The sequence below is a fragment of the Aeromonas sp. R10-2 genome (assembly GCF_040908445.1).
GTDB lineage: Bacteria > Pseudomonadota > Gammaproteobacteria > Enterobacterales > Aeromonadaceae > Aeromonas > Aeromonas veronii.
In genome coordinates this window covers 47673-72949 of record NZ_JBFODS010000029.1, presented here as the reverse complement: position 1 = coordinate 72949, position 25277 = coordinate 47673, and the positions used below count along the sequence as shown (strand labels likewise).

At 60.4% G+C, this 25277-nt stretch carries 22 protein-coding genes and 1 tRNA gene; 12 read left to right on the top strand and 11 right to left on the bottom strand.

What is annotated here, in order from left to right:
• The first annotated feature begins 50 nt into the window (after positions 1–50).
• The 3 genes from AB5Y97_RS06860 to AB5Y97_RS06850 all read left to right on the top strand — a co-directional run bounded on the left by AB5Y97_RS06860 (position 51) and on the right by AB5Y97_RS06850 (position 4148).
• Positions 51–127 (top strand) — tRNA-Asp (locus tag AB5Y97_RS06860).
• Positions 128–538: 411 nt separating this feature from the next.
• On the top strand, positions 539–856 hold the full coding sequence (gene tmaR / locus AB5Y97_RS06855; protein ID WP_005336024.1) for a PTS system regulator TmaR: 318 nt from the start codon (positions 539–541) through the stop codon (positions 854–856).
• 208 nt (positions 857–1064) lie between these two features.
• On the top strand, positions 1065–4148 hold the full coding sequence (locus AB5Y97_RS06850; protein ID WP_201948069.1) for a transglycosylase domain-containing protein: 3084 nt from the start codon (positions 1065–1067) through the stop codon (positions 4146–4148).
• Positions 4149–4257: 109 nt separating this feature from the next.
• Here the strand turns inward: AB5Y97_RS06850 and yidA are convergent, their stop codons facing one another.
• The 4 genes from yidA to AB5Y97_RS06830 all read right to left on the bottom strand — a co-directional run bounded on the left by yidA (position 4258) and on the right by AB5Y97_RS06830 (position 9540).
• On the bottom strand, positions 4258–5067 hold the full coding sequence (gene yidA, locus AB5Y97_RS06845) for a sugar-phosphatase (protein WP_201948067.1): 810 nt from the start codon (positions 5065–5067) through the stop codon (positions 4258–4260).
• A 114-nt stretch (positions 5068–5181) separates the two neighbouring features.
• Positions 5182–6849: a FapA family protein gene (locus AB5Y97_RS06840; protein WP_201948066.1), complete on the bottom strand. Its 1668-nt coding sequence runs from the start codon at positions 6847–6849 to the stop codon at positions 5182–5184.
• A 250-nt stretch (positions 6850–7099) separates the two neighbouring features.
• Positions 7100–8248, bottom strand: coding sequence for a CinA family nicotinamide mononucleotide deamidase-related protein (locus AB5Y97_RS06835; protein WP_368157415.1), 1149 nt, complete (start codon positions 8246–8248; stop codon positions 7100–7102).
• A 53-nt stretch (positions 8249–8301) separates the two neighbouring features.
• Positions 8302–9540, bottom strand: coding sequence for an HD-GYP domain-containing protein (locus AB5Y97_RS06830; protein WP_240533642.1), 1239 nt, complete (start codon positions 9538–9540; stop codon positions 8302–8304).
• Positions 9541–9684: 144 nt separating this feature from the next.
• Between AB5Y97_RS06830 and metA the strand changes: the two genes are divergently transcribed.
• Positions 9685–10632, top strand: coding sequence for a homoserine O-succinyltransferase (gene metA, locus AB5Y97_RS06825; protein WP_204380282.1), 948 nt, complete (start codon positions 9685–9687; stop codon positions 10630–10632).
• On the opposite strand, the gene AB5Y97_RS06820 is transcribed toward metA, so the two are convergent.
• On the bottom strand, positions 10633–11151 hold the full coding sequence (locus AB5Y97_RS06820; RefSeq protein WP_043825993.1) for a cyclin-dependent kinase inhibitor 3 family protein: 519 nt from the start codon (positions 11149–11151) through the stop codon (positions 10633–10635). It lies immediately after the preceding gene.
• Between the two features lie 143 nt (positions 11152–11294).
• Here AB5Y97_RS06820 and AB5Y97_RS06815 point away from each other — a divergent pair, with 143 nt between their 5' ends.
• Positions 11295–11765, top strand: coding sequence for an Lrp/AsnC family transcriptional regulator (locus AB5Y97_RS06815; protein WP_005336001.1), 471 nt, complete (start codon positions 11295–11297; stop codon positions 11763–11765).
• 91 nt (positions 11766–11856) lie between these two features.
• Here AB5Y97_RS06815 and AB5Y97_RS06810 read toward each other — a convergent pair whose 3' ends face one another.
• Entirely contained in the window at positions 11857–13821 is a 1965-nt protein-coding gene (locus AB5Y97_RS06810) for an LTA synthase family protein (protein WP_368157414.1), read from the bottom strand.
• A 259-nt stretch (positions 13822–14080) separates the two neighbouring features.
• On the opposite strand from AB5Y97_RS06810, the gene AB5Y97_RS06805 reads away from it, so the two are divergent.
• Positions 14081–14338, top strand: coding sequence for a DUF2442 domain-containing protein (locus AB5Y97_RS06805; RefSeq protein ID WP_005335997.1), 258 nt, complete (start codon positions 14081–14083; stop codon positions 14336–14338).
• A gap of 246 nt (positions 14339–14584) precedes the next feature.
• Complete coding sequence (locus AB5Y97_RS06800) at positions 14585–16552, top strand: TonB-dependent copper receptor (RefSeq protein WP_368157412.1); 1968 nt, start codon at positions 14585–14587, stop codon at positions 16550–16552.
• A gap of 109 nt (positions 16553–16661) precedes the next feature.
• Here AB5Y97_RS06800 and AB5Y97_RS06795 read toward each other — a convergent pair whose 3' ends face one another.
• Positions 16662–18101, bottom strand: coding sequence for a RimK family protein (locus AB5Y97_RS06795; protein ID WP_368157410.1), 1440 nt, complete (start codon positions 18099–18101; stop codon positions 16662–16664).
• A 186-nt stretch (positions 18102–18287) separates the two neighbouring features.
• Between AB5Y97_RS06795 and AB5Y97_RS06790 the strand changes: the two genes are divergently transcribed.
• From AB5Y97_RS06790 to AB5Y97_RS06780, 3 genes are read left to right on the top strand one after another with little or no spacing between them, the layout of a single operon-like run.
• Positions 18288–18809, top strand: a complete 522-nt coding sequence (locus AB5Y97_RS06790; RefSeq protein WP_368157408.1) for an N-acetyltransferase family protein — start codon at positions 18288–18290, stop codon at positions 18807–18809.
• Positions 18810–18840: 31 nt separating this feature from the next.
• Positions 18841–19086 carry a DUF3624 domain-containing protein gene (locus AB5Y97_RS06785; protein ID WP_129503217.1) on the top strand — a complete coding sequence of 82 codons (246 nt, stop codon included), beginning with the start codon at positions 18841–18843 and terminating at the stop codon, positions 19084–19086.
• A gap of 57 nt (positions 19087–19143) precedes the next feature.
• A complete protein-coding gene (locus AB5Y97_RS06780; RefSeq protein WP_129503218.1) occupies positions 19144–19890 on the top strand; it encodes an SDR family oxidoreductase in 747 nt (248 codons plus the stop codon).
• A 60-nt stretch (positions 19891–19950) separates the two neighbouring features.
• Here AB5Y97_RS06780 and AB5Y97_RS06775 read toward each other — a convergent pair whose 3' ends face one another.
• Complete coding sequence (locus tag AB5Y97_RS06775; protein ID WP_368157406.1) at positions 19951–21423, bottom strand: C69 family dipeptidase; 1473 nt, start codon at positions 21421–21423, stop codon at positions 19951–19953.
• 473 nt (positions 21424–21896) lie between these two features.
• On the opposite strand from AB5Y97_RS06775, the gene AB5Y97_RS06770 reads away from it, so the two are divergent.
• Together AB5Y97_RS06770 and AB5Y97_RS06765 are read left to right on the top strand one after the other, a co-directional pair.
• Entirely contained in the window at positions 21897–22352 is a 456-nt protein-coding gene (locus AB5Y97_RS06770; protein WP_019446593.1) for a hypothetical protein, read from the top strand.
• 143 nt (positions 22353–22495) lie between these two features.
• Positions 22496–23647, top strand: a complete 1152-nt coding sequence (locus AB5Y97_RS06765; protein WP_201948051.1) for an iron-containing alcohol dehydrogenase — start codon at positions 22496–22498, stop codon at positions 23645–23647.
• Positions 23648–23736: 89 nt separating this feature from the next.
• Here AB5Y97_RS06765 and AB5Y97_RS06760 read toward each other — a convergent pair whose 3' ends face one another.
• From AB5Y97_RS06760 to AB5Y97_RS06750, 3 genes are all read right to left on the bottom strand, one after another.
• Entirely contained in the window at positions 23737–24195 is a 459-nt protein-coding gene (locus AB5Y97_RS06760; protein WP_005363178.1) for a methylglyoxal synthase, read from the bottom strand.
• Positions 24196–24366: 171 nt separating this feature from the next.
• Positions 24367–24843: a bacterioferritin gene (bfr, locus tag AB5Y97_RS06755; protein ID WP_005354959.1), complete on the bottom strand. Its 477-nt coding sequence runs from the start codon at positions 24841–24843 to the stop codon at positions 24367–24369.
• Positions 24844–24987: 144 nt separating this feature from the next.
• Complete coding sequence (locus tag AB5Y97_RS06750; protein ID WP_005335965.1) at positions 24988–25194, bottom strand: bacterioferritin-associated ferredoxin; 207 nt, start codon at positions 25192–25194, stop codon at positions 24988–24990.
• Positions 25195–25277: the final 83 nt, after the last annotated feature.

Below are 25277 nucleotides of genomic sequence, written 5' to 3'. Positions count from 1 at the left end.
TGACACCTCAAAAGAAGCAGCAGAAGATTTAGCGAAAGCTAACCGAATGCGGAGCGGTAGTTCAGTCGGTTAGAATACCGGCCTGTCACGCCGGGGGTCGCGGGTTCGAGTCCCGTCCGCTCCGCCACTAATTTGAAGGCCTTCCCAGATGGGAAGGCCTTTTTGCTATGGGTGGTTTTGCTCATAAGAACTACATATTTGCACATCGGAACCAATACAAAGCCCGGCTTCACGACCGGGCTTTGGTGTTTTTAGCGTGTTAAACAGCCAGTGTTAGCATTTATCTAGAGGAAGAGAACTAAGACCCTGTCATCTCCTCCATTTTCTATCTATATCAAGCTCTTATCTGATGGATTGCTGACCATTTTAACTGGTTTACTTTTGGCCAAACTCTGTTCATGGCGCGCGATTAGGGTTGTATCTCGCTTATAACTCGGTAGAGTAAGGACATCTTGAGTTTGCCTGTCCCGCGCCGAGTTTGCCGGGTTCCAGGTGTAACTTGGCCAGTTTTTATCAACCTTAAGTCAGTGGTATCGATATGGAACAAGTAAACAAGTCCACCTTCAGCGATGTACTGGAATATGTGCGTATGTCCCGTCGCCAGAACAAACTCAAGCGTGAAATTGCGGATAACGAGAAGAAGATCCGTGACAACCAGAAGCGCGTGCTGCTGCTCGACAACCTGAGCGACTACATCAAGCCGGGTATGAGCATTGATGATGTGCAGGCGATCATCGCCAACATGCGTGCCGACTATGAAGAGCGCGTGGATGATCACATCATCAAGAACGCCGAGCTCTCCAAAGAGCGTAAAGAGCTGAGCACCAAACTGAAGGGCATGAGCTCTCACAAATAAGCGTTCAGCTTTCGCTTAAGAGACACCGGCCACTGGCCGGTGTTTTGTTATCAGCTCGGATCTCTGCCACTCCTGCAACAATCGGCTCCCCTTTTTAGAATTGCCCTGTTACCATCACTACAAAGCGGTCAATAGTTTCAAGCCATTGACTTGAAAAGACTAAGCTTGAGTGAAACACAATAAATTGCGCAACCATGGTGGGGCTGATATGGGCGCATCAGAACAGACGGATTTGACACAAGTGGCATCTCAAGATTCATCTGTCCAGACCTCGGACGGGAACCCAAAGCGTAAGCGTCGTCCCTGGTGGCGTTGGCTGTTCTGTTTTCTCTTTTTATTGTGCCTGGGGGCGGCGATCGCTCTGGTTGGCTATGAGATGAAAACCTCGAAGCTGCAATCTCAGGAGATTTCCCGCTATGCCGCCAAGCTCACGTATCAGGTCGAGCCTGGTCAGAGCAAGCAGATCGCTTTCCCTGAGGATGGCCCGTTCGACAAGCGGCTCGGCTATGTGCAACTGCCGATGATGCAGGAGCGTTTGCTGCAGCGGGGCTATGAAGTCAGCAAGCAGGTGCATTTCTCCGACGCGCTCTATGACTACGCCAGTCGAGGCTTCTTCGTGCCCTATACCGAGAAGGTGCAGGCTGGCCTGACGTTGCACGATTGCCGCGCCGAGCCCTTCTATCAATTCAAGTATCCGACCCATCACTATCCGGATTTTGACTCCATTCCGCCTCTTGTCATCCAGTCGCTGCTGTTTATCGAGAACCGCGACTTGCTGAGCAACGAAGAGCCGTTGGCCAACCCGGCGGTCGACTGGCCCCGTTTTGCCAAGGCAGCGCTCTCTCAGGTGGGCAAGGCGCTCGATATGCAGGATCAATCTGCCGGTGGCAGTACCCTGGCGACCCAGGTGGAGAAGTATCGCCACTCGCCGGATGGCCTGACCCTGTCGCCGACCGAGAAGATCCGTCAGATGGCCTCTGCCAGCGTGCGGGCCTATCGTCTCGGGCCGGAAACCCTCGAAGCGCGCAAACTGGTCGCCTGGGCCTACCTCAACTCGGTACCGCTCTCGGCTGCGCCGGGATATGGTGAAGTGCATGGTCTGGGAGATGGTCTCTGGGTCTGGTTTGGTGCCAATGTCGATGACGTGAACCGTCTGCTGGACCCCGCCCGAAACCAGAACGCACCGCTGGCCGAACAGGGGCTTGCCCTGCGTCAGGTAGTCTCTTTGATGATTGCGCACCGCCGTCCCTCTTACTATCTGGCTCAAGGGCGAGAGGCGCTGGCTACCCTGACCGACAGCTACCTGCGCCTGTTTGTGCAGGAGGGAATGATCACGCCACCTCTGATGGAGGCGGCGCTCAAGGCCAAGATTACGTTCCGTGACTTCCTGCAGTCCCCGGCTATCACCCGGGTGAACAATAACAAGGGGTTGCAGGTTGCCCGTACTCGCCTGAGCCGCCAGCTCGGGGTGCAGCTCTATGACCTCGACCGGATGGATCTGACCGCCGATACCAGCCTCAACATGCCGCTGCAGAACGAAATCTCCCGTTATCTGCAACAGCTGGCCGACCCGACGTTTGCCGCCCAGGTAGGACTGTTTGGTGAGCGCCTGCTCTCGCCAGAGAAGACCGGCGATGTGCGCTACAGCTTCACTCTGTTCGAGAAGTCGCCGGAAGGGTTCAAGGTGCGGGTACAGACCGATAACACCGATCAGCCGTTTGATATCAATGAAGGCTCCAAGCTGGAGTTGGGCTCAACCGCCAAGTTGCGGGTGCTGACTACCTATCTGGAGATCGTGGCCGAGCTGCACGATAACTATGCCGGGATGCCGGTCGAGAATCTGCGCAAGCTGGCTGCCGTCTCTCAGGACAACCTCAGCCGCTGGGCCATCTCCTATCTGATGACGGCTCAGGACAAGAGCCTGCCTGTGATGCTGGAAGCTGCGCTGGATCGCAAATACTCCGCCAGCCCCAATGAAGGGTTCTTTACCGGTGGCGGCATGCACACCTTCAACAACTTCCGCCGCGAAGATAACAATCGTATTCCGACGTTGCGTGACTCTCTGCGTGAGTCGATTAACTTGCCCTTTGTGCGGCTGATGCGCGATATCGTGCGCTACAGCCTCTACAAGGAGGGCAACCGTGCCCAGTTGCTGAAGGATGACAAGGATCCCCGTCGTCAGGAGTATCTGGCCAAATTTGCTGACAAAGAGGGCCAGACCTATCTGCTGCGCTTCTGGCGCAAATATCGCGGCAAGACTCCCGAGGAGCAGCTCGATACCTTCCTCGACGGTCTCAAGCCGAGTGCGGTACGTCTGGCGGCGGTTCACCGCTACCTGATGCCGGAAGCCAGCGAAGCCGCATTTGCTGCCTTCCTGGCGGAGCGGTTGCCGCGGGAGAAGTTGAGTGCCAAGCGGGTTAATCAGCTCTACGTCAGCTATGGTCCGGGCAAGTATTCACTGCCGGATCAGGGCTACATCGCCCGGGTTCACCCGCTGGAGCTGTGGTTGCTGGCCTATCTCAAGGAGTTCGACAAGGCGACCTTTGCCGACGCGGTGGCGGCCAGTCGTGACGAGCGGCAGGAGGTCTACAGCTGGCTGTTCAAGACCCGTCATCGCAGTGCCCGTGACAGCCGGATCCGCACCATGCTGGAGGTGGAAGCGTTCCTCGATATCCATCAGCGCTGGGCCAAGCTCGGTTATCCGTTCGACCATCTGGTGCCTTCGCTGGCGACCGCCTTGGGGAGCTCCGGTGACCGCCCGGCAGCACTGGCCGAGCTGATGGGGATTATCCAGAATGGCGGTATCCGCTCGCCGACTTTGCGTATCGAGCACCTCTCGTTCGCCAAGGGGACGCCCTTCGAGACCGAGTTTGAGCCGCAGCACACCGAGGGAACCCGGGTGATGCCGGCAGAGGTGGCGGCAGCCCTGCGCAGTGCGCTCTCCAAGGTCGTTGAAGGGGGCACGGCAAGACGTATCGCCGGTGCCTTTACCCTGCCGGATGGCACTGTGCTGCAGATGGGGGGCAAGACCGGAACTGGGGATAACCGGATTGAAACCGTTGGTCGTTATGGCAACGTAACCAGCTCACTGGCGCGCAACCGCACCGCGACCTTCGTTTTCTATCTGGGTGAGGATCACTTCGGTACCCTGACCGCCTATGTACCGGGTAGCCAGTCTGACAAGTTCCGTTTCACCTCGGCGTTGCCGGTGCAGGTGCTCAAGGGGATGGCTCCTCTGCTGACGCCTTACCTGCAACCGGGTTCCCATACCCAGTGTCTTGCGAACCAGTGATGCGAGTGCATTACCGCTCATCACGCAGATAACTGACCAGAAAAAACGGGGAGGCTGACAGCCTCCCCGTTTTTATTTCCTCATCGGACGCAGCTGCGCTCGATTGTGATCAGGCGTTCAGTACGAACTGTTCGATCACCTGAGCTACACCATCTTCATCGTTGCGGGCGGTGGTGTGCTGGGCGAGATCCTTGATCTCGTCGGTGGCATTGCCCATCGCCACACCGAGGCCTGCGTATTCGATCATGTGGCGATCGTTGCCCGCATCTCCGACGCAGATCACCTGATCGGCGGTCAGGCCCAGGTGCTCGGCCAGCGCGGCGACGCCGGTTCCCTTGTTGCTCTGCTTGTTCATGAACTCGAGGAAGAAGGGGGCGCTCTGTACCACGGTATAGCGCTCATAGAGCTCTGCAGGCAGTCGCTCGATGGCGCGGGAGAGCTGGGGCGGCTCGTCGATCATCATCACCTTCATGATCTGCTCGTCGGCAGGCAGGGTGGCGAAGTCGATCAGATTGATCGGCATGCCGATAAGGCGAGATTCGTGCTCGGTGTAGGTGCTGACACGGGGACTGATGAGGCCCTGGGTGACCGAGAAACCGTGAACGTTCACTTCCAGCTCATCAGCCAGTTTGGCGACGGCGCTGGCGTCACTGCCGGTCAGCAGCTGGCTGCGGATGATGCGCTGATCGGCCACCTGTTGCACCAGAGCGCCGTTGTAGCAGATGACGTAGTCATGCTCTGTGGTGAGGCCGAGTTCTTCCAGATAGCGGCTCATCCCTTCCAGCGGGCGGCCGGAGGCCAGCACAACGGTGACCCCTTTGGCGCGCGCGGCGCTGATGGCGGCGTGGGTGCGGGGAGTAATCTGGCCCTGCGGGTTGAGCAGGGTGCCATCCATATCCAATGCGATCAGCTTGTACATCTCTCACTACCTGAGTCTGGGTGGCCCGCCCGGTGGGGCCAAGGAAGTGGCGAGTGTAGCGAAAATCGACGGCGGGATCACGGCCGGTTCAGCGATGGGGCCGTGCCGGTTGAGCTATTTGTGCCCCTCGTAAGGGGTCATCTCCAGGGTTTCATCATGGATGGTCAGACGGGTAGGGCCTCGGGTGATGGTAACCTTGCGTTTGAAGCTGGCCATCTCGACCTCGATGCCGGAGTAGAGGTGCTGGGTGGCAATCACCTCCATCTGAGCCATCAAGTTTCGCAGCTCCTCCTGGTTGGCGGTGAGCTGCTCATCGAGCTGGGCCAGTTCGGCCAGCTGATGGTCCCGGATCGGTTTGAGCTTGCGCAGGGTATCCGGATTGCGCTTGTCGCTGGGCAGTTGCAGCAACTTCATGACCAGTTCCTTGATTTTCTCCAGCTGGGCCTGACACGCCTGCTGGCGCAGCTTGAGCTGGTGTTCCTGCTCCTTGTGGGTGAAGTAGCCGCCAAGGATCTGCAGCCGGGTATGGTTGGCGGCCTCGGCCCCCAGGCTGGGGGCCATGATCAGGCGATTGGCAATGCTGGTGCCCCCCAGCAGAGTGCCTTTGCGCATGTTGCTATCGCCTACCTTGATATCTTGTCCGCTGCGGGAGTAGCAGTGGCTGAGCTGGCTCTGGATCTGGATATCCCCCCCCGCTTCCAGCTGGGCATACTGGGCGTAGCTGGCGTGGATCTCCCCTTGCGCATTGAGCTGGCAAAGGTACTCTCCCTGCTCGTTGCGGCGGCCAATGATGCCGTGGCGTACCGTAATGCTGCCCCCTGCCTCGATCCAGCCCCCTTCGATAAAGCCGCCGATGACGATATCACCGCTGACCCGGATCTTCATGCCTGGGTTGACGTCGCCGCTGACGATTAATCCCCCTTCAAAATCAATGTGGCCGTGGCGAGCATCCACCTGTTTGACGCTGAGCACCTCGTCTACCTTCATGCCCGCTTTCTCCTGACAGGGCAGGCCAGCCCGACTGGCAATCAGCAGGTCGGGATCGTCGGGGGAGATAAAGGTGCCCTCGCCAGCGCTCATCGGACTGTCTTTGCCATCCTTGGCGGGGAGGTCCTGACCGGTCACGGTAAAACCGGGTACCCCGACGGTGGCCGGATGACGGCGCATCAGCGGAGCGCCTGCCTTGACGGTGACGATGGAGCCGAGATCCCGCAGATCGACCTTGCCATGCCCCAACTCCTGCGGTTTGAGGATCCGTTCGGCCGGGGTCTCCACCAGCCGCTCATAGCGAGTGTCCTGACCATTGACGGCAGGCTGGCCGTTGGCAATCACCAGCTTGAGCTGACTGCCGGGGGCGGCCTCCTTGGCTGACTGGATGGCAGCGGTGAGCAGTTGCTCACTCACCCCCTGTTTGATTTCGCTGATGGCGATCGCCTCTTTCAGCTGTTCCAGCGTCACATACTTGCCACCCCAGTCGGCAGTGATCTGGGCGATGGCGCTCATGCGATCCTTCTCCACGATTACGGCGAGTCGGGCATCCTGACGCTTGCCGATGGGGATGGGGTTGGCAGGGACGGGGGCGGCAGGGTTGGTGAGCAGGGTATTGAGCAGGCTGATGGCCTGTTTGATCCCCTCGGGCAGCGGCTGATAGCGGCGACAGTTGGAAGCGAGCAGCAGAGCCTGCACATCCTGTTCCGTGACAGGCTTGGTGAGACCGGCGGCAATCCGCAGGCAGACCAGTTCCATATCGCTTGATAGCAGCAACCACTCTTTGCTTAACACCGCATCTCCTTGCTGGATGAGAACGGAACGATCGGCTCGCTCCTCTACTGTCATTTAATCTCTCAATGATTAATAAAGCGAGTCACCAACCCTGAGAGTGGGCAGTATTCAGATATTTCCTCTGAATGGTCAATGAATTGAAGTCAAATCGGTGATGGCGGCCGGATAAATATGGGTGCTGTTTGGCAATGGCGTGAAAAGGCGGATCGCAGCGCCAGCAACATAGGGTCGCTGGCAGGGGCGGTGGTTATCAGCTGCGCTGGGCTGTTCTGGCCAGGGTGAGGTAATCGCCGAGCACCGGTTCACCCAGCATATGGCGGCGCAGCATGTCGAGGGCGGCAAAGGCGAGGATCTTGCGGCGGCTCTCCGGGTCGGGGTGGCGGACCTTGACCGTCTGACCGATGTGCATGCCATCGGCACAGAGCAGCAGTGGCACCCCCTCAGTGCCCTCTCGCCCTATGGTCAGTTGCAGGCCCGCATCGGCGGTCGGTAGTTGCGCCAGCTCATCGGCCAGTTGCGCGCTGAAGCGTGCTTCCAGCCGGGTATGGCCGTGACAAAGCGCCAGCAGGGCGCCGCCACTCTCTCCCTCCAGCAGAGCCAGCGGTTTGCCTTGCAGCAGCGCGAGGATCTGCTGCGTCGGTTCCGTATCTCCGCTGCCAACCAGCCAGGGGCGGATCGTATCCAGCAGTCGGCGTTCGGCACTCTCCATGTCAGCGGCACTGGCGCTGTGGCCGATCAGTTTCAGCTCGATAAGGGGCATGGAGGAGCGGTAACCCAGCTCGATGCCGGCTGGCCAGGGTTCTTCATCCAGCATATCGCTGAGGGCGGATTCCGAGATGCCGAAGGTGTAAAAGCGACGCAGCTCGGTATCGATCTGTGCCCCGGCCAGCTGTTTGAGGCGCGGCAGAATTTGCTCGCGCACCATCTGCTTGAATTCGAACGGCACGCCCGGGGTGAAGAAGATCTGGCTCTGGCCACTTCGCACCACAAAGCCGCAGGCGGTGCCGACCGGGTTGTCGAGGATTTCGCTCCCCTGTGGCAACCAGGCCTGTTTGGCATTGCTTTGTGCCATGGGGCGGCCACGGCTGGCGTAGCGCGCTTCGATGGTAGCGAGCCAGTCGGGGAAGAGGGTGAGCGGCTGGGCAAAGGCTTCAGCGGCCGCTTGGGCGGTGAGATCGTCGGCAGTGGGGCCGAGCCCGCCACACACCAGCACCACCTCGGCGCGGCTGGCGCTCTCTTGCAGTACCGTTTTCAGGTCGGCGAGGTTGTCCCCCACCGTCAGGCGACGGCGTACCTGCCACCCCTGTTCCAGCAGCAGAGCGCTGAGCCAGGCCGCGTTGGTATCCACCACCAGACCCGTCACTATTTCGTCTCCGGTACTGATGATCTCGATACGCATGGCAGGCTCCTTGGATTAAACGGGTGGCAACGGTTGGTCTTGGGCCAACACAATCAGGCTTTGTTGTGCTCGAAGTAGTAGCTGATCCGGGTACGCGGATTGAGGTACTCGAACACGGCGGGCGGCAGCCGTTTGGGGTGGATCACCTTGGCGATCGACAGTTCGGCTTGCTGCAGGTCGATGATGGCCGCTTCCTGACGGGGAATGCGCGGATCGTAGACCAGCACCGAGGGGTAGAGCAGGCGGGAAGCGTTGACCGACATTACCAGTCCCACCTGACCGTTGGAGAGTTGCACCACGCTGCCGGGGGGATAGATCCCCATCAACCGGATCAGCATGCTGAGGTACTCCGGATTGAACTGCGCCTTGCGCTGCTTGTAGAGGCCGCTCAGGGCTGAGTAGGGCACCTTGGCCTGCATGTGGCAGAGGTTATCGTACTCGTTGATCAGCGACACCATCTGGGTCAGCGGATCGAGCTGGCCACCCTTGAGCCCTTCCGGCCCGCTGCCATCGAGATATTCGTGGTGATGGAGCACAATGCCCTTCGCCTCGGCCGGGAAATCCTTGGCCAGATTGAGCAGATCCAGCCCGTAGCGCGGGTGCTGGGCCATCAGGTTCTGCTCCGGCTTGGTGAGCGGCTCGGTCTTGCGCAGGATCTGGCTCGGGATCTTTAGCTTGCCAATATCGTGGAACAGCGCCCCCATGCCGACCTGACGGATCTCGTCGGCCGTCATGCAGCACTCCTTGGCCAGCAGCATGCTGAGCACGCTGACGTTGAGGGAGTGGAAGTAGAGGTTGTTGCCATCCTCGCTGTCGGAGACCAGATGAAGCACCATCTCGTCAACCGAGAGCAGTTGCTCGGTCATGGCGTTGACCAGCTCCTGCGCCTCGCCGATGGCATTGAGGGGGCGGGACTGGATCTTGCTCATCACGCTGCGCACCTGCGCCAGCGACTGCTGGAACTGTTTCTCGCACTGCTGCAGATTGCGGCGATAGAGTTGCAACTGCTCGATGCGGCGATCCTTCTCCTGCTGCATCTGGGCCTGGCGCTGGGCGGCGTCTGCGCTCTCTTGTTGTTGAGGCTGTACCTGATTGAGAGGCTTGGGCGGAACGTCGCTCTTGTCGGGAATGATGGTGACCAGTTTCAGGCCGAGACGGCGGATCAGCTCGATCTCTTCTTCACTTTTGATCTTGAAGCTGGAAAACAGGAACGGGTGTTCGCGCCACCTCAGTGGCAGGGATACATAGTTGCCGACTTGCAGTCGATCTACGGAAATCTTGATACCGGTCATTATCTTGGAAGCAGGAGACACACTGAGCCGTATGCTAGTCAAAGGCGGGGGTGAATACAAAAGGTATCTGATGACAGGGCAGGAGCTTTATTATAGGCTTCTGGATGTCCAGACATATTTACCGATGCAGTACAGGGAGTAAGCATGCCGATCAAGATCCCGGATCAGTTACCCGCCGCCGAAGTGTTGGGGCAGGAGAACATCTTCGTGATGACGGAATCCCGGGCCGTCACCCAGAACATCCGTCCGCTGCGGGTGCTCATCCTCAACCTGATGCCAAAGAAGATTGAGACCGAGATCCAGCTGATGCGGATGCTCTCCAACTCGCCGCTGCAGGTGGATGTGGATCTGCTGCGCATCGATGACAGGGAGTCAAAGAACACGCCGCAGGCCCATCTGGAGAACTTCTATCACGATTTCGAGCAGGTGCGTGGCAACAATTATGACGGCATGATCATTACCGGCGCGCCGCTCGGGCTGGTGGAGTTCGAGGAGGTGGTCTACTGGCCGCGCATCGTCGAGATCATCGAGTGGTCCCATCAGCATGTCACCTCCACCCTGTTCCTCTGCTGGGCGGTGCAGGCGGCGCTGAAAGCCTTGTATGGTATGGAGAAGCAGACTCACGGCGAGAAGCTCTCCGGGGTTTATCGCCACCATCGCCTCGATGAGCACGAGCCGCTGCTGCGCGGTTTCGATGACGAGTTTGTCGCACCCCACTCCCGTTACGCGGCGTTTGATGGTGATCTGATCCGTGCCCAGACCGACTTGCAGATTTTTGCCGAGTCAGAAGAGGCGGGGGTCTATCTGGCGGCGACCAAGGATTGTCGTCAGGTGTTTGTCACCGGGCACCCGGAGTACGATGCCCTGACGCTGGACGGGGAGTATCAGCGGGATCTGGCGGCGGGGCTCGACCCGGCCATTCCGGTCAACTACTACCCGAATAACGATCCGAGCAAGACGCCGCGCGCCAGCTGGCGCAGCCACGGTCATCTGTTGTTTGCCAACTGGCTCAACTACTACGTCTATCAGCTCACCAGCTATCGGGTGGAAGATATCGGCAAGGTCTTTACCTACGACCAGGGAGGCAAGTAGTCAGTCGCCCTGCGCCAGCCGCTCGGCCAGCTGGTCGAGCCATTGGCGGTGGCAGGCCAGGGTAAACGCCTTGGGTCTGTGGGCCTTGATGGCAGCCATCGCCTCTTGCTGTGGCTGGCCGAGGGTCATCAGCAGCGCGGCGGCGACCAGACCGGTGCGACCGCTGCCCCCTTTGCAGTGGATGACCAGATGTTTGCCATCTCCCAGCAGCTCGCGCAGCTGTGGCAGCGCCTGTTGCCAAGCAGCCTCGAAGTCGGCATCGGGTGCCAGATCATCCTCGATGGGCAGATGGAACCAGCGCATCCCTTCGTGCTCGACCTGCTGGCCGAGCTGCGCCAGTTCGAGTCGGATCAACTCGGCGCTCGTCATCAGGGTCACCACCCCGTGGGCACCGGCCAACCGCAGTTGATCGAGCGCCAGGGTCAGTGGCACCTGCTGGGTGCCGGGGCAGGGGGTCAGCAGCAGCTGACCGTCGACACGGGGAACCTCAAGGCTCCAGAAGGGGTGATACGGGTGCATGGCGGATCCTCGCGTGGAGGCCGCAGTGCTGCGGCCGGTGAATGGCGCCAAGGATAGGCGGGGCTGGGGGGATGTCAATGGCCGTTGTGTTTGCCCCGGTTTACGGGCAGAGTCTAAAAAATTGAGCGGTTCAAGGAGTTAAGATGAGAAACCTGGATCAACTGGATTTGGATATCCTGGCCCATCTGTTTCGGGATGCGGGCATGACCAACAAGGATCTGGCCGCGCTGGTCGGTGTTGCCCCCTCCACCTGTCTGGAGCGGGTGCGCAAGTTGCAGCAGGATGGCGTGCTCAAGGGGGCGCACTGCGAAGTGGATTATCAGGCCCTCGGTGGCCACATTCAGGCCATGGTCTCCCTGCAGCTGGCCCGCCACAGCCGCCAGATCATCGATGCCTTCCGCGATGCCATTCTGGCGCTGCCCGAAGTGATCAGTCTGTTCCACATGGGGGGCAAGGATGATTTTCTGGTGCACCTCTGTGTCTCCGATACCGAGCACCTGCGCAACTTCGTCTTCGATCACTTCACCTCACGCGAAGAGGTGGTGCACCTCGAAACCTCGCTGGTGTTCGAGCACAAGTTCAGCCGCTCCCTTCCCTGCTTTCCCCAACCATAACGGCCTGTGGGCCGACGGTATGGATAGATGGAAAAAACCGCCAGCTGGCAGTTTTTTCCATTCTGCTATCGGCTGAATCAGCACGGGCGGCTCAATTGGCGGCGGTGCGTTCATCCTTGGCCGTCTGATAGAGACTCTTCTGATAGGCCATGCTGCCCCACAGGGCAAGACCAAGGGCATCCTCCTTCAAGGCGTCCGGCTGCGCCGCCAGGGTCAGCTTCTCGCTGGCACCATCGTAGACATAGCCTTCTGCCGCGCGCTCCGGTTGCAGGATCACCACATCCTTGCCGCGCATCAGGGCGAAGTTCTTGTCGTACTGCATGATGGCGCGACCCGGCCAGTCGGCAGGCATGCGGGTGAGATCCTTGCCGAGCATGGGGTAGTCGGCACTGATCCCCATCAGGGAGAGCAGAGTCGGCGCCATATCGATCTGGCTGACGATGCGCGGATCCTTTCTCGGCGCAATACCGTCGCCCACGATAACCCCCGGAATATGGAAGCGGGGGATGGGCACCAGACTGGCGCCACTGACCCGGCTGTCGTGATCGGCGATGACCAGGAACAGGGTGTCCTTCCAGTATTCGGACTGTTTCGCCCTCTTGAAGAATTCGCCGATGGCGTAATCCGCATACTTGGCCGCGTTGTTGCGGGTCTGTTTGGGTTGCTCGAAGAGTTCGATACGGTTGTCCGGGAATTCGAACGGATCGTGGTTGCTGGAGCTGAACACCAGACTGAAGAAGGGTTTGCCCTCTTTGTGCAGCGCCTTGAAGGTCTCGTCGGCCTTGGCCATCAGATCCTCATCGGAGGCGCCCCAGGAGCCCTTGAACACCGGATTGTCGAAATCCTTCTGCTCGACGATGGTGGTGAAGCCGTTGCCGAGGAAAAAGCTGCGCATGTTGTCGAAGTGACTCTCGCCGCCGTAAATAAAGCTGGTGTCGTAACCCCGCTGTTTGAGCAGATCCGCGATGGTGAAGAAGTTGGTCTGGCTCTTGCCGAGTTTGACCACCGCCTGTGCCGGAGTTGGCGTGAAGCCGGTCAGTACCGCCTCGATACCGCGCACCGAGCGGGTGCCGGTGGCGTAGAGCTGCTCGAAGGCCCAGCCCTGCTGCGACAGGGAATCGATGTTGGGGGTGAGCGGCAGGCCGCCGAGGGAGCCGACAAACTGGGCGCCCAGACTCTCCTGCAGCAGGATCACCAGATTCTTCGGTTTACCCTGAAAGCTCGCCTGGTTGAAGGTCTGGCTGGGCAGCAGATCGGAGTTGAAATCACTGGCCGGACGGCCACTCTCCTTGCGCATGACCTCGAGCACCTTCTGAGGGGTCATCTCGCCGTAAAACTGGCCGGCATCCTCCTCGGCGCCCATCTGTTTGATGGCAAAGAAGAGGGAGTAGGCGGAGTTGACGGTGAGCGAGTTGACCAGCGGATCCTCGGCAAAGGCGACCATGGCCGGGTTCAGGGCGCGGTGGCCGAGACTGGAGCGGGCACCGAGAAAACCTATGGCCAGAATGAGCAGGGCGAAGGCCGGACGCAGATACCAGCGGGGGAAGCTGAGGCCACGTACCAGACTGCCGCTCAGCCACCAACCGCCGGTCAGCATGGCGCCACTGAAGAGTACCGCCAGCAGCAGCTCGGCTTTGCGGCCTGCCCACAGCATGGCGAACACCTCTTTCGGATAGATGAGGTACTCCACATAGAGGCGGTTGGGGCGCACGCCATACTCGGTGACAAACGAAGGGGTGGAGATCTCGAGGAACAGCATCAGCCAGAGTCCGACGGTCAGCCAGACGCGCATCAGTTGCAGCCAGCCCCGGCCGATGGCATGGGGGCCTGCCAGCAGCAGAGTGAGCATGGCGGGGACACCCCAGACCCAGCAGAGGGTCGCAAAGTCGACCCGGATCCCTTGCAGCAGCATCTCCTGCCAACCGGCCACGGCATCCACCCGTTCCAGTTGCCAGAGACCGAGGGCGATTCGGCTGAAAGAGAGAGAGAAAAGCGCGAGCGCGCAGAAGACGGCGAAGGGCCAAAACGGGCCGAGTCGCTGTTTTAGAACTGTCATGTTTGTTCCTGAATGAGACTGTAAACGTCTGTCCACAGACGTTTTTTTAGTTGTTGTGAGGTTATGACAGATCGAATTGGTTAAGGTTGCATTCAAGTTTGTTAAAAGTCGGCATTAACACATTTATCATCTAAAGATGTGATGTCGCGCCACTAATGAGCACAGCATAATCTGCTGGGTAAAATGTGAGCTACAGCGTGTATGGATGGAGCGCTGGTGTTTATAATTGCCGCGAATTATCTCAATCGGAGCCGAAGGGATGCCGGTCTTTATCGATGTCGAGTATGTGCGGGGATGGCGCCTGTTTCTGGTGTTATCGGATGGCACCACGGGTGTGCTGGATCTGACCCCCTGGCGAACCCAGCCGCTGTTTGCAAAGCTGGAGAGCGAGCGTCACTGCGCCCGGGTCTTCATCAACCGTCACCACCAGCTGGAGTGGCCTGTTGGCTGCACGCTATCCGCCCATGAGGTCTATCACCTCATCTCTCCCATCGATGAGCGGGAAGCCTTCAGCTAATCCCCATTTTTTTGTGAGCCAACGCCAGATTCCTGTTGCTGGAATGTTTGCCCGTTTGCCTTTCTGAGCCAACTTGGGTAAAACCTGCGCAACATTTTGCCAACTTGCCTTCGCTTCACCTTACAGAGGCTTGCCGCTTTCGCGCCGCAGGCCTTTTTTGCGGCCTGACGGCAAACCTTTCCCTTGCTGAAAGGTTTGATTGGTTGAATGAAAATAACAAAACAAACAAATACATAAGGAAAATGTATGGCTTGTCATATGCGCACACCCCTTGCCCTGCTGGTGGGCGGGCTCGCCTGTCACGGCGCTGCCGGTCAGGAACTGGTGCAACAGCTGGATCCCATGGTGGTGGTGGCAACCCGCCCCGCCAGCACACTTGAAGTGACACTGGATCCCAAGAAGCCCGGTTCCCCCATGCCCGCTGCCGACGGCGCCGGTTATCTGAAGAATGTCACCGGCATGAGCATGGTGCGCAAAGGGGGGCTGGGTGGTGACCCCGTGCTGCGGGGGATGGGGATGTCTCGCCTCAACGTGCAGATGGATGGCGGCATGCTGGCCGGTGGGTGTGGCGGCCGGATGGACCCGCCCACCGCCTATGTGTTCCCCCAATCCTTTGACCGGATCCGGGTGCTGAAGGGGCCGCAATCCCTCGAGCAGGGTGCCACCCTGGCGGGAACCGTGCTGTTCGAGCGGGACAGACCCGAGTTTATGGCGCCGGGCTTCAAGAGCGACGCCTCGGCCCTCTATGGCAGCTTTGGCCGCGATGACCAGATGGTGGACATGACGGCGGGTTCGACCGACGGCTATCTGCGCGGTCAGTTTACTCACTCCGACAGTGACGATTACCGCGATGGTCACGGTAACAAGGTGCGATCTTTCTATCGCCGCGAGAACGGCACCACCCAGCTGGGCTGGACGCCGGGGGAGCACACCTGGCTGGAACTCACCGCCGAGCGTAGCAATGCCCGTGCCGCCTATGCGGACCGCACCATGGATGGCCCCATGTTTGATCGCGAATCCTTCGGGCTGAAGCTCAAGCAGGAGCAGATCACCCGCTACTGGCAGCGCAGCGAGCTGACCCTGTGGGACAACTACATCGACCACATCATGGACAACTTCAGCCTGCGGCAAAACAGCGGCATGAAGATGCTCTCCAACCCGGATCGCCGCAATACCGGCGGGCGCTGGGCCAACGATATCGCCCTGCCTGCCGACTGGCTGCTGACCGCCGGGCTAGACAGCAACCGGGATCAGCACCGCAGTCGGAGTGGGGTCGACTATGCTACCAAGGATCGCCAGCGCACCCTGCGTTTCGAGCAGCAGGGCGGCTTCGCCGAACTGGGTCGTCAGCAGGGGGCTCACAGCTACAAGGGCGGTTATCGTCAGGATAGGGTCGAGACCACCCGCTATGGCGCCGGTGAACAGACCCTCTACAGCGATACCCTGAGTCTGAACAGCGGGTTTGGCCGCTATGAGTACCAGTGGTCGCCCCGCTGGTCCAGCTATCTGGCCTGGGGGCAGGCAGAGCGTGCGCCGGACTACTGGGAGCACAGCAAGGACAGTACCCCGTTCACCCTCAACCCGGAGCGCAGTCGCCAGTGGGATGCTGGGTTGGCCCTGCGCAGTCGCGAGCTGGACCTGACCCTCTCCCTCTTTAGTGCCGATATCAAGGACTACCTGCTCTACAACAGCAAGTCGAACAAGGTGCGCAATATCGATGCCCAGACCCGGGGTGGCGAGCTGGAGGGGCGCTGGCAGTTTGCCGAGCAGTGGCGTCTCGATGGTGGTCTGGCGGTGGTCTACGGCGAAAATCAGAGCGACAACAAGCCGCTGGCCCAGATGCCACCGCTCGATGGCAAGCTGGCGTTGGGCTGGCAGCCGGACGAGGCGCTGAGCTTTACCTTGCTGGGGCGCGCGGTGGCGGCGCAGGATCGGGTGGACGTCGGTTCCGGCACCGTGGCGGGTCAGGATCAGGGGGAGACTCCGGGCTTCTTCACCATGAACCTGAGCGGCGCCTGGCAGTTTGCCAAAGGGTGGCAGCTCTCGGCCGGGGTGGACAACCTGTTCGACACCTTCTACTACGAGCACCTCTCCAAGTCGGTGCACGCCAGTCAGGCGGGGTTGGGCTATGAGCAGAGCGGCCGCATCCCCGAGCCGGGTCGTTCCTACTGGCTCTCTGTCAACTACCGCTTTGCCTCGGCGGGAGCAATTTAAAAAATAGATTTTTACGAGTCGGCAGGAGGGATAGATCCTGCTTGCCATGACAGAGAGGGCCCCATCGCGGGGCCCTCTCTGTCATTGTGAGCGACAAAGTCATGGCGGGTTATGCGGTGGTCTGGCCCCGGTTTTCCAGCCGCTGGCGGAAGGCGCGGGCCAGTCGCTCGTAGAGATCCTGCGCCTCCTTGTCTTCGATATCGCCGCGGATCCAGGGGTTGTCGACGATCTCCAGCAGCACGCAGTCACGCCCCTGCTGGCGCAAATCGAGCCCGTAGAGGCCATTGCCGAGCTGATGCACTGCGCGGCGAGCGGTCTGCAGTACCCGCTCCGGCACCTCGTTAAGCGGCAGCGCCTCGATCCGGCTCATGTCGAGAGGGTGCTTGCGGCGGCGGATGCGGTTGCCGGGCTCGGGCCGGAAACGGCGGCAGGCAAACAGCGGAGATCCATCGAGAAAGCCGATGCGCCAGTCGAACTCGGCGGGGATCCGGCTCTGCACCAAGAGCAGGGCGGAGCGGCCCAGCCCCTCGTCCAGCAGGCGGGCCAGCTGTTGCTCGTCGCTGGCCATGGCGAGATCGCGCCCCTGTGCCCCGTCGGGCACCTTCACCATCAGCGGCAGGCCGAGCCGCTGTACCAGCTCATCCACATGGTGGCGGCCGCGGCGGGTGACCACCATGGTGGGCGGCATGGGCACGCCGCTGCGCACCATCAGCTCGTAGAGGTAGAGCTTGTTGCTGCAGGCGAGGATGGCGCGGGAGCTGTCGATCACCGGCATCTTCAGCTGTTCGGCACGGTGGGCAAATTCGAAGGTGTAGTGGCCGACCGCGGTTTCGGCGCGCAGCCAGAGGGTGTCGAACTCCGGCAGCCGCTCTATGGCTGACGGTGGCAGGATCTCGGCCCGGATGCCCTGGGCGGCAGCAGCCCGGATAAAGCGCTCCAGCGCCAACCCGTCACTGCTGGCACGGCCATCATCGGGATCCACCAGAATGGCGAGCTGGTAGAGCGGCGCCGCCTGCTCCTCGTCACCGGTCCCCACCAGTGCCTGGGCGTGGTGCAGCATCACCTCTTTCTCGCTTGGGCTCAGCTCCAGCGGTGACAGGCTCTGCTGCTGGCGCACCGACCAGCCGTGGCGGCCGCGCTTGAGGGTCAGCTCCTGCAGCGGCAACTGGCTCAGGCCATAGTAGTAGCGGGCCAGCCCCGCCAGCTCGCTCTGTTCACACTGGCCGAAGATGGCGCGGACTCTAATCCGATCCTCGCTCTGCTGGGCCAGCCACCCTTGCGCTTTGCGCCACAGCTTGGCCGGTGGCTGCTGGGGTTGCAGTCGGCTGATGGCCTGCAGACCCGGCAGGCAGTGGTGGCCGCGGGCCTGGGCCAGCAGCGAGCAGTAGTAGCCTGCGCTAAGGTGTTCCAGATTGCGGCAGAGGTTGATGATGCGGGGCCTCCCGCCGGTGGTCGGCACGCCATGTTGCAGATAGGTGCGGGCGGTCAGCAGATAATCGGCATGGCAAGGCCAGTCGCCCAGCTCTTCGACGATGACATAGGTACTCATATTTTCGGCTCCACAGATCAGACTGCCTGAACAGGCAGGATCCCCAGTGGGCTTCGATGCACCGACAAGCACGACAATGGCGCGAGGGGAAACAAGAGGTTACAGTGCCTAATATGACGCCTTGGTAACTTGTGATACAAGTCGCATTTTTGGTGCTGAGGATAAATAACCGAACAAGGACTCCCCGTGTTGACCGTACGTGCGGCCCGAACCGATGATCTGGGCGCCATCGTTAATCTGGAACGCTACTGTTTTCCTCCCGAAGTCGCCTTTGGCCGCAGCCGCTGGCACTATCTGCTGGCCCACGCCAAGGGGCGCACCCTGTTACTGCTGGACGAGAAACATCAGCTGATGGGCTATCTCTGCCTGCTGGAGCACAGAGGCTGGGATCGGCTGGTCATTCAGGCGCTGGCTATCCGCTGGACGGTGCGTCGTCTGGGCTGGGCGCGGCGCCTGCTGGAGCAGGTGATCCGCGAGGGCAAGGCCGCTGGCTGGGGGGCGATCCGGCTGGAGGTGGCGGACGCCAACGAAGAGGCGCTGGCGCTCTATCAGGGATTGGGATTTCGTCCCCAGCAGCGGCTGGCGGACTACTATGGCCGCGACCAGCACGCCCACCGGCTGGTGCTGCCGCTGGTGAGCGACGAGGAGCGTGAGCGGCGCAGAGTGGCTCGCACTCAGGCGCGCAAGCCGCCTGCGCAGGCCAACTGATCATGTTGCACGAGCAGAATCGAGGAGCAGGATGAGCTGCGACAACTGTCTTGCCACCGCCATCAGGGCCAAGCTGGGGCGCTGCCCGGTCTGTGCCATCCAGACCTTTGTCATCGGCCTGATCGGCTGGCTGGTCTGGTGGTGGTGCGGCGCCGACACCTCGGTCAACGCCCTCACCGGCCTGCTGTTTGCGCTGGGTGGCTCGGGCCTGTTGCTGCTCCATCTGGTGGTATTTGTCTGGCGCAAGGCGACCGGACGGGAATTGAGCGATGAATAAATCAGATTGGTTTCAACAACATAAATAACAATATCGGTTGAGATAATGGAGGTTCAGATGATTGCAATGGTAACGGGCGCCTCGTCCGGTTTTGGTGAAGCCATCAGCCGCCAGCTGGTGCTGGCGGGGTATAAGGTGATCGGTACCGGTCGCCGTGCCGAGCGGCTGGCCGCGTTGGCCGACGAGCTGGGCGAGCAGTTTCTGCCGCTGGCGTTCGACGTGCAGGACAAGGCGGCCACCCGCGCTGCCATCGCCGGCCTGCCAGCCGAGTGGAGCGAGGTGGATCTGCTGGTCAACAACGCCGGTCTGGCGCTGGGGCTGGAGCCGGCCCACAAGGCGGATCTGGAAGATTGGGAGCAGATGATCGCCACCAACATCAGCGGTCTGACCCTGCTCACTCGCCTGCTGCTGCCGGGCATGGTGGCGCGCAATCGCGGCCACGTCATCAATATCGGCTCCATCGCCGGTACCTACCCCTATCCGGGCGGCAATGTCTACGGTGCCACCAAGGCGTTCGTGAAGCAGTTCAGCCTCAACCTGCGCGCCGATCTGGCTGGCACCGCCATCCGCGTCACCAACGTGGAACCGGGCCTGTGCGGCGGCACCGAGTTCTCCAACGTGCGCTTCCACGGTGACGATGCCAAGGCGGCCTCCGTCTATCAGGGGGTGGAGGCGATCCAGCCGGAAGATATCGCCAATACCGTGCTCTGGGTGAGCCAGCAACCGGCCCACGTCAACATCAACAGCATCGAGATCATGCCGGTGGCGCAGACCTTCGGCCCGCTCAATATCAGCCGTCGCTGATCGCTGCATTGGTTGAAACAAAGAGGCTCCCGTGGGAGCCTCTTTGCGTTGGCGAGCCGATTACAGGCTCATGATCTTCTTGAACTCCTCCGGCGAATACTTCTTCTCGCTGCGCTTGGTGAGATCCGTCATCAGCTTGTAGCGCAGATCTTTGGCCATCTGATAGGTCTGCTCCAGCTGGCCGTAGGAGTAGTCGGCGGCCAGCCCGATGGCGGTAGCCTTGTCGCTGGCATAGGCCTGCTTCAGGCTTTGGTCGAGCAGGGCCACCTCCTTGTAAAGCTTGTTGCTCTCCTTGCTCCAGACGTTTCGCAGCAGCGGCAGGTATTTGTCCGGATCGGCGCTGGCCAGCGCGGTCAGGCTGCGGAACTGCCAGTAGGCGGAATCATCGGAGTAGCTGTCGCTGCCGGTGCGATAGGGCAGGGGATAGTTTTCCAGGGTGTTGTAGAGCGGCACCATCACAGATTCGGCCAGCACGCCATAGCTCTGCCAGATCAATCCCTGCAGCTCTTTGGGCATCTCCTTGCGCAGCTGGATGACGTGGGATTCCAGCTGGCGATCGACACGGATTGGCCGCTCCGCCTTGCCCGCGAGCGGCGTGCCCTCATAGGTAGCGCTCAGCAGCCTGGCCACGTCCGGTACGGCGATGGGGGCATCCGGCTTCATAAACAGTGGATATTGCGCCTGCCGGGTCGCCTGTTTGTGGGAGGCGGTCAGCATTTTTTGGCCGAGCCACTCTCGATCCACGTTGTAGGGATCGGCAATCACCCCGAACGCCTTGGCGAAGTTGAAATCTTTCGGATCGGCGTTATCCAGCAGTTTGTGTGCGCGTACAAATTCCAGCAGCTTGGGCGAGTGCAGCACATCGGCGCTGTCGAGATTGACGCCATGGATGCGCAGGCCGTTGGCCACCATGGCGTAGCTGTCGTCCGGCACCCGCACCGCGATCCAGTGGTGGCCGGAGCCAATCTCCATCAGCCAGGCCTCGTTCACATCCGCCAGATAGAGGCTGTTACCCTCACCGGCGCCATATTGCTCCACATAGCGACCGAGCAGCTCGACCCCCTCTTTGGCCGTCTTGGCCTGCGGCAGGATCAGGGTCGGGATGATGGCCTCGATGATCCCCTTCTCGATCAGCGGATCGGCTTTCTGGGCCTTGTCGTTGACCTCGGCACTGGTGGTGGCCGAGATGGCGACGTTGAACTCGTTGATGCCGCGCTCTTCATAATATTTGCCTGCCGGGTCGCTGGTTGTGGCATCCCAGTCGTGGATGGAGGAGTAGGCGAAAAATGCCTTGGGCATCGGCACTTCCAGCCCGTTGCCCAGTTTCCAGAGTTTGCCCTCGTTCTGTTGCGCGGGCCGGAAGGCGAGGTACTTGTTCCAGTTGTTGACGCCAAAATCCTCGTTTCTGGCGATCATCACGCTGCCGTCGGCGCTGGCCCCCTTGCCGACGATGAGGCCGGTACAGGCGTCGGCACTGGTGCCAAGCAGGGTGAGCAGGGTGGCGGAGAGAAGACTCAAGGTGTGTTTTTTCATAGGTGTACCCGAAGGGTTGCGGTGAGTGAGAGCCAGACGAGGGGATGAGGTGTGGGGAGGCTGCAACTCCGAACTGGCAGCGGAGTGAGCACGACAGATTGGTCTGCCTGTTATTGGTTTTTCGAACAGATCATCCATGACACGGCTGGCTGGTTGTGATGTGCGCCAAAATTGTATTCCCGAATGGTTGTTTATTTTGTGATCGGGCTGCGGTTCCTGAGTTTTCTCTGGCATCGTGGCGCGTGGACGGCAAAATGTGCCAAAACAGCGTGAGCTGGCAGCAGATGAGTCATGATTCTGACGCCTGCTTGCGAGGGATGCGTGGTGAGATCCGCCATATCTCTGGATCTCGCACTATCTGACAAGTTGGCCTGTAACTTGCTGGTTTAATTGATAATGGTGGGGCATGACGCCCCATGTGACCGGATCAGCCTGTGCCCATTGCCGCAGATGCGCACTGAATTGGAGCCCCCATGGATATCAAACCCTACAGCCAGCAGCTTGCCCAGAGCGCATCTAACAACCGTGCACTCGCTACCCTCAACAGTGCCAGTAGCGGCGGTCAGGGCGGTGGCTGGGAGGAGATGGTCAGCCTCTCCACCCAGCGCATGACCGGCCAGGCCCAGCAGGTGCTGACCTACGAACATCTGGCCAAGAACAACAAGTTGCCACCGGCGCTGGATATGAGCTCCGACAAGGGGGGCGTGGTGCAGCAGCTGGTGGACAAGGCGCTTGGTTTCGATCGCAAGAAGTTCAACGAGATCGAAGAGAAGCTCAAGACCATCGCCGATAACAAGAAGCTGACGCCGGAAGAGCGGGCGGAGCAGAGCAAGCCGCTCAACGAACAGCGAGAGGCGATGCTCAAGGAGGCGATGGATCGCCTGACCGGCAAGAAGAGCTCATCCAAAGATGAGGCCAAAACTGCCTGATCCTGCCGCTGTTCTGAGATCTACCCGGTCGGCACCGATGGGCCAGTGTCGACCGCCGATGGGCAAGCTTCTGCCACCTCTTTTGACCTCACCTCCCCACAGGCGCACAATGTCCGCGCATTGAGCCAGTCGAGGAGCCCGCCGTGTACAACTTCCAATATGCCAATCCGACCCGTATCTGTTTCGGCGAGGGGCAGATCGCCAGCCTGCCCGAACTGATCCCGCCCGGCAGCCGGCTGCTGGTGCTCTACGGCGTAGGCAGCATCAAGCAAAACGGCGTCTATGAGCAGTTGACCCGGGCGCTGGAGGGGGTGACGTGGCAGGAGTTTTCCGGCATCGGCGCCAACCCCAGATACGAGCTGTTGATGGAGGCGGTGGCGCAGGTGAAGCGCGAGCGCATCGACTTCCTGCTGGCGGTCGGTGGCGGCTCGGTAGTGGATGGCACCAAGTTTGTTGCGGCGGCCGCTTGCTACGATGGGGATGATCCCTGGGATATTTGCGGTAAACAGGCGAGTGTGCACAAGGCGCTGCCGATGGGCTGTGTGCTGACCCTGCCAGCCACCGGCTCCGAGAGCAATCCCACCTCGGTGGTGAGCCGGGGGGATGTGAAGGTCTCCTTCAGAAGCCCGCTGGTGCAGCCGCAATTTGCGGTGCTCGACCCGACCACCACCTACAGCCTGCCGCCGCGCCAGACCGGCAATGGCGTGGTGGACGCCTTCGTCCATATTGCCGAGCAGTACCTCACCTTTCCGGTGGGAGGCGAGGTACAGGATCGGCTGGCAGAAGGTTTGCTGCAGGTGCTGGTGGAGAACGGCCCCAAGGCGCTGGCGGAGCCGACCAACTATCAGGTACGGGCCAATCTGATGTGGGCCGCCAGTCTGGCGCTCAACGGGCTTATCGGTTGCGGGGTGCCGCAGGATTGGGCCTCTCACGCTATTGGCCATCAGTTGACGGCGCTCTATGGGCTGGATCACGGCCAGAGCTTGGCGGTGGTGCTCCCCTCACTGCTGCGTGAGCGGGCGAGCCAGAAGCAGGACAAGCTGGCCCAGTTTGCCGAGCGGGTGTGGCATTCGACCCGCGAGGACAAGGCCCTGCGCATCGAGGAGGCGATCATCCGCACCGAGCAGTTCTTCCAGAAGATGGGACTGGGGACCCGGCTGGCCGACTATGGCCTCAGCGAAAGCTGCATTCCGGCGGTCTGCTCCAACCTTAAGCGGGTGGGGCGCACCGCGCTCGGTGAGCAGCAGGATATCGACCCGGATCGGGTGGCGCGCATTCTCGCCCGGGCGCTATAAGCCAGCGTCGATTTGTTTCCCTGGCTGATGCATTTTCCCAATTAAAGAGGGCCGCTTGTTGCGGCCCTCTTGCATGACGGGTTAGCCGATCACTCGGTACGCGCCTTGAGGTAGCCGGCGTAGTCCGGGATCTGTACGCTGAACGCTTGCCGCATATGGGGGCTGTCCATGATGAAGTCGGCGGTCGCTTCGTTGGTGGCGACCGGGATGTTCCAGACCGCCGCAAGGCGCAGCAGTGCCTTCACGTCCGGATCGTGCGGCACCGCATTGAGGGGATCCCAGAAGAAGATCAGCACGTCGATCTTCCCTTCGGCGATCAGGGCGCCGAGCTGCTGGTCACCCCCCATGGGGCCGGAGAAGAGGCAGGTGATGGGCAGCTGCGCCTTCTTGCCGAGCATGGTGCCGGTGGTGCCGGTCGCATAGAGATGGTGGAGCTTGAGCTCCTCCTTGCGGCGCATCACCCAGTTCAGCAGGGGGGTCTTCATGTTGTCGTGAGCCACCAGTGCCACCCGTTTGTGGGGCGCCATCTCGCGTGCAATCTGTTCCATGGAAATCGTCCGTAGCATTGTTATTGGAAGAGAGTCGTATCCTAATCGAAAGCCATGACAGATGCTGTGTCGGGCGTATTAACTGTGATCCTGTCGAAAAGTTTTCGGGTCATGGCTGCTCAAATGAAGAGACCCGCGCTGGCGGGTCTCTTTGCTTGCTGGCCTGCTGGCTCAGGAGCCGTGATGCAGTTGCGACTGCTGGTAGTTCTCCAGCCCGATGCGATCGATAAGATCGAGCTGGGTCTCCAGCCAGTCCACGTGCTCCTCCTCATCCTCCAGGATCTCCTGGAACAGGTCGCGGCTGATGTAGTCCTGCACCGACTCGGCGTAGGCGATGGCTACCTTGAGGTCAGGGATGGCATCCATCTCCAGCGACAGGTCGCAGCGCAGCATCTCTTCCACCGTTTCACCGATACGCAGCTTGCCCAGATCCTGCAAATTGGGCAGCCCTTCGAGAAACAGCACGCGCTTGACCAGCTCGTCGGCGTGTTTCATCTCATCGATAGACTCGTGATACTCCTTGTGCCCGAGCGCCTTGAGGCCCCAGTCATCGTAGATGCGGGCGTGCAGGAAGTATTGGTTGATGGCAATCAGCTCATTGGCCAGCACCTTGTTGAGGTGGGCAATGATCTTGGGATCTCCTTTCATCGACAGTGCTCCTTGGTTCGTGCCTGAGGCTCCGATCGTTAGAGCTTAGTCCAGAAAAGTGACAACAAGAGGTCTGGCGAGCCAGCTCGCCTGAGAAAAGGGGTGATCCTGTTGGCGGGTCACATCAGAAAAGAGGTGTCCGGATCAGGCCACTTCGTAGTAGAGCACGGGTTGCTCCTGCTCCATCTTGTCGAGCTCGGCGGCAATGATCTCCATGGTCATGCGCACGCATTTGCCACATTGGGCGCCCACCTCGAGCGACTGCTTGAGTTGGCGGAATTCGCTTTTACCTGACTGCACCGCTTTGCGGATCTGGGTATCTGTGATGCCGCGGCACAAACAGACGTACATGATGATCACCTCTTGTGTAATGAGATGAAATCTAAATGAGAATGGTTCGTAGTGCAAATAACCATTGGTAATAAGATCCCCTG